Source organism: Candidatus Cardinium hertigii (assembly GCF_003788695.1).
The window spans coordinates 2927-6629 of record NZ_RARA01000005.1 but is presented as its reverse complement, the minus strand read 5'-3'; the positions used below and the strand labels follow the sequence as shown (position 1 = coordinate 6629).

At 35.2% G+C, this 3703-nt stretch carries 3 protein-coding genes; all 3 read left to right on the top strand.

Annotation, left to right across the window (positions count from 1 at the left end; translation table 11 throughout):
* A partial coding sequence (locus EDM02_RS00080; protein ID WP_123662096.1) for an ATP-binding cassette domain-containing protein occupies positions 1–250 on the top strand: 250 nt, incomplete at its 5' end.
* A 39-nt stretch (positions 251–289) separates the two neighbouring features.
* Complete coding sequence (gene holA, locus EDM02_RS00075) at positions 290–1312, top strand: DNA polymerase III subunit delta (protein ID WP_123662095.1); 1023 nt, start codon at positions 290–292, stop codon at positions 1310–1312.
* Between the two features lie 794 nt (positions 1313–2106).
* Positions 2107–2295 (top strand): hypothetical protein, encoded by a 189-nt coding sequence (locus EDM02_RS00070; RefSeq protein WP_123662092.1) that lies wholly within the window; start codon positions 2107–2109, stop codon positions 2293–2295.
* The last annotated feature ends 1408 nt before the right edge of the window (positions 2296–3703 follow it).

Below are 3703 nucleotides of genomic sequence, written 5' to 3'. Positions count from 1 at the left end.
ACCAACGGATATTTCTGGGGGAGAACGACAACGCGCAGCTGTAGCTAGAGCATTGGTTAACAATCCATCTATTATTTTTGCTGATGAGCCAAGTGGTAGTCTTGACACTAAAAGTGCAGGGGTACTGCATGAACTCTTCTTAGAGCTAAGAAGAACATTAAAACAAACCTTTGTATTTGTAACCCATAATCAATCGCTTGCAACTATTGCAGATAGAATTTTGTTGCTGCAAGATGGTAGATTACAGTAATGGTATGTATTTTTTGGTTTAAACAGTATCCAGACCCATATGATTCAATCAGCTGAAACTGTTTTACAAAATTTAGCAAAAAAAATTTATGAACCCATTTATTTTTTGCAAGGGGAGGAAGTCTATTACCTGGATGCCATTACCCGGCATATCGAAGAGCAATTGCTCACTCCAGCTGAAAAAGGATTTAATTTAAGCATTTTTTATGGAAAAGAATGTAGTATGGCTGCTCTACTCACCCAAGCGCGTCGTTTCCCTATGGGAGCAGACAAACAAATTGTTATTGTAAAAGAAGCACAAGAGATGGCAGACTTAAAAAATGCTACTGGGCAACAGTTATTATTGCATTACTTGCACCATCCACAACTTACTACATTATTGGTTTTTGCATACAAATATAAAACCATCGATGGAAGAAGTACTTTTAGTAAAGTGCTGAATAAAAATACAGTTCTGGTTACTTCCAAAAAACTATATAACCAACAGCTACCTACTTTTATCAAATCTTTTGTAAAAACGTTAGAGCTCTCTATAACAGAAAAAGCCATTTGGATGCTGCAAGCGTGCATTGGCAATGATCTAACTAGAATAGTCAATGAACTCCATAAATTACGGCTTAACCTGAATACAGGCAATACCATTACCGACAGCATCGTAGAGACCTATATAGACTTATCTAAACCTTTCAATGTATTTGAATTGCAGAAAGCCATTATGCAAAAAGATTACCCAAAGAGCTATCAAATCATTAGTATTTGCGCATTAAATGCAAAGGAACATGCTGCATTACCGATTATAACCATTTTATATATTTTTTTTTCCAAATTGCTTTTGTTACATCAAACAAAAGAAACCGATCCTGCTAAAATTTCTAAACACATTGAAATACACCCCTATTTTGTTCAAGGATATCTTGACGCTAGGAGACATTACCCCTTACACCAAATCCTGCAAAATATAACCTATCTACATCAAGCTGATGTGCAGGTCAAAGGAATTGATTGTAATACAAATGATTATCAGGTTATGAAAGAATTAATCTTTAAGCTTATGCACGCATAAAGATATCCGTTCATCTGTGTGACAGACATATTTTATAGATTACAGAAAATTGCTAATATTTAATAATTGATGATTTTATCCATTTTTTAAAAAAATTACTTCTTTTAAAGCTACTTTTTTTGCTTGATCAAAAAAAGTAGCCAAAAAAAATCAAGCGCTGGTGAACAAAGCCGTTGAAAATTTCAGTCTGAAAGCTGAAAATCAAAACTCGCTCTATGGTTACTCAATGGATTTGGAAAGCTGGCAAGGCGCGCGAGGGTGAAGCGCACGCAGCATAGTGGAAACTATGTGAGTACGCTGAATCCCGAAGTGGAACGTAGCCAGCTTTTCAAAGACGAAGAGTAGGCTTAAACAGGCTGATTTTCTACTAAGCTTTCAGACTAAAATTTTCTAATCACAGCTTTGTTCAAGGCGCGTTTTTATGATCTTGCATTATTGCACTATTTTTAAATAGGCATAGGCCATTCCACTGAACGGATACGCATAGGCCATATCACACTGAACGGATACTATTTTTGATCGGGTTTGTTATGAACATACTATGGAACATACGCCAATAAAAGTTGGCCATCCATGGACGAATGGACAATAACTTTGTATTAATAATATTAATAATTATATTTTACAATAGAGCTATTAAACGATTTAAACCACTCCACTAAACGGATGCGTTTCATTTTGGTTATTTGGTTATTAACAATATATTTTATAAATTTGCATTTCGGTAAATCAGAACGCTTTTGCCAACTATGTATCTATGGTAGATTTTTTATATGTTTTCAATGGAAATTATCATGATAGCTGTTGGGATAGCCGTCTTAATCAGCGCTATTCATTTAACCAAAGGTGGATTTGTAAGTAATTGTTCTTGTCAAGAACAACTATCTTGTGCTTTTCCTAACTCTAATTTTTTGGAGATTTGTTTAATCAAAAAATCAACCCAAAAAATCAAGCAGCAGCGGCTTCTATGCTATAGAGCATAATATATTTAGTTTAAAACTAATTTAAAAAACCAATTATGTATTTTTTACTATTTTTTTTCCTAGTCTTCAGTGGATGTACTAAAGTACGGCAAGGTATAGGTACTTCAGACGACATGGCATTGGCAGGCAGTTCAACAACAGATTTGGGTGAAAATCAAGAAAAAATTGATTATACAGAACTCATGCAATTGATCAATGAAAATAGTATTAATAAATATTGGGATATTAAGCCGGATGGCACTGTATATATACAATTGAGCAATTTACATAAAAAATACGTATCCACGTTGCAGTCACAAAATCCACTGGGCAGGCTGGTAGCTTACTTGTGTAAGGCACCCTGCTCCAAGCTTATGGTAAATTGCCATTCTGTAAATTCATCAAGTGAATATCTTGATGCGATATTGGTTGCTCTTAAAGATACAGCTGTTCGTAGTCTAAGAGTACATTGGGCTGATTTAGGCACAGTACAAGCGGAGCTATTGAGCCTAGCATTTTCTAAACTCAAATATACAAAGATTGAAAATTTGGACTTGGCTGGTAACCAATTGAAAAATAATATAGATCCCCTACTTTCTGCACTTGTGGACTCAGATGTGCGTGAATTAAATTTGAATTCCAATGATTTACACCTGGTGCAAGCGGATCTATTGAGGACAGCATTTTCTAAACTCAAACATACAAAGATTGAAAAATTGGGACTGTGTCAGAACGGATTAGCAAATAATATAGATCCCCTACTTTCTGCACTTGTGGGTAACACAACTGTGCGTCAATTAGTCTTATTTTCGAATGCTTTAGGCTCGGTGCAAGCGGAGCTATTGGGCACAGCATTTTCTAAACTCAAACATACAAAGATTGAAAGTTTGGGTCTGGGGCATAACCAATTGAAAGATAATATAGTTCTCCTACTTCCTGCACTTGTGGACTCAGATGTTCGTTATTTAGATTTGGATTTCAATGATTTAGGCTCGGTACAAGCGGAGCTATTGAAGACAGCATTTTCTAACCTTAAACATACAAATATAAAGATTGAAAATTTGAAACTGGAGAATAACGAATTGAAAGATAATATAGATCCCCTACTTTCTGCACTTGTGGGTAACACAACTGTGCGTGAATTAGATTTGAATTTCAATGATTTACACCTGGTGCAACCGGAGCTATTGGGTGCAGAATTTTCTAAACTCAAACATACAAAGATTGAAAAATTGAAACTGTGTGGTAACAAATTAGCAAATAATATAGATCTCCTACTTTCTGCACTTGTGGACTCAGATGTGCGTGAATTAGATTTAGAGATGAATGATTTAGGCCTGGTGCAAACGGAGCTATTGGGGACAGCATTTTCTAAACTCAAAGATACAAAGATTGAAAAATTGAGACTGGATTATAACGAATTAGCAAA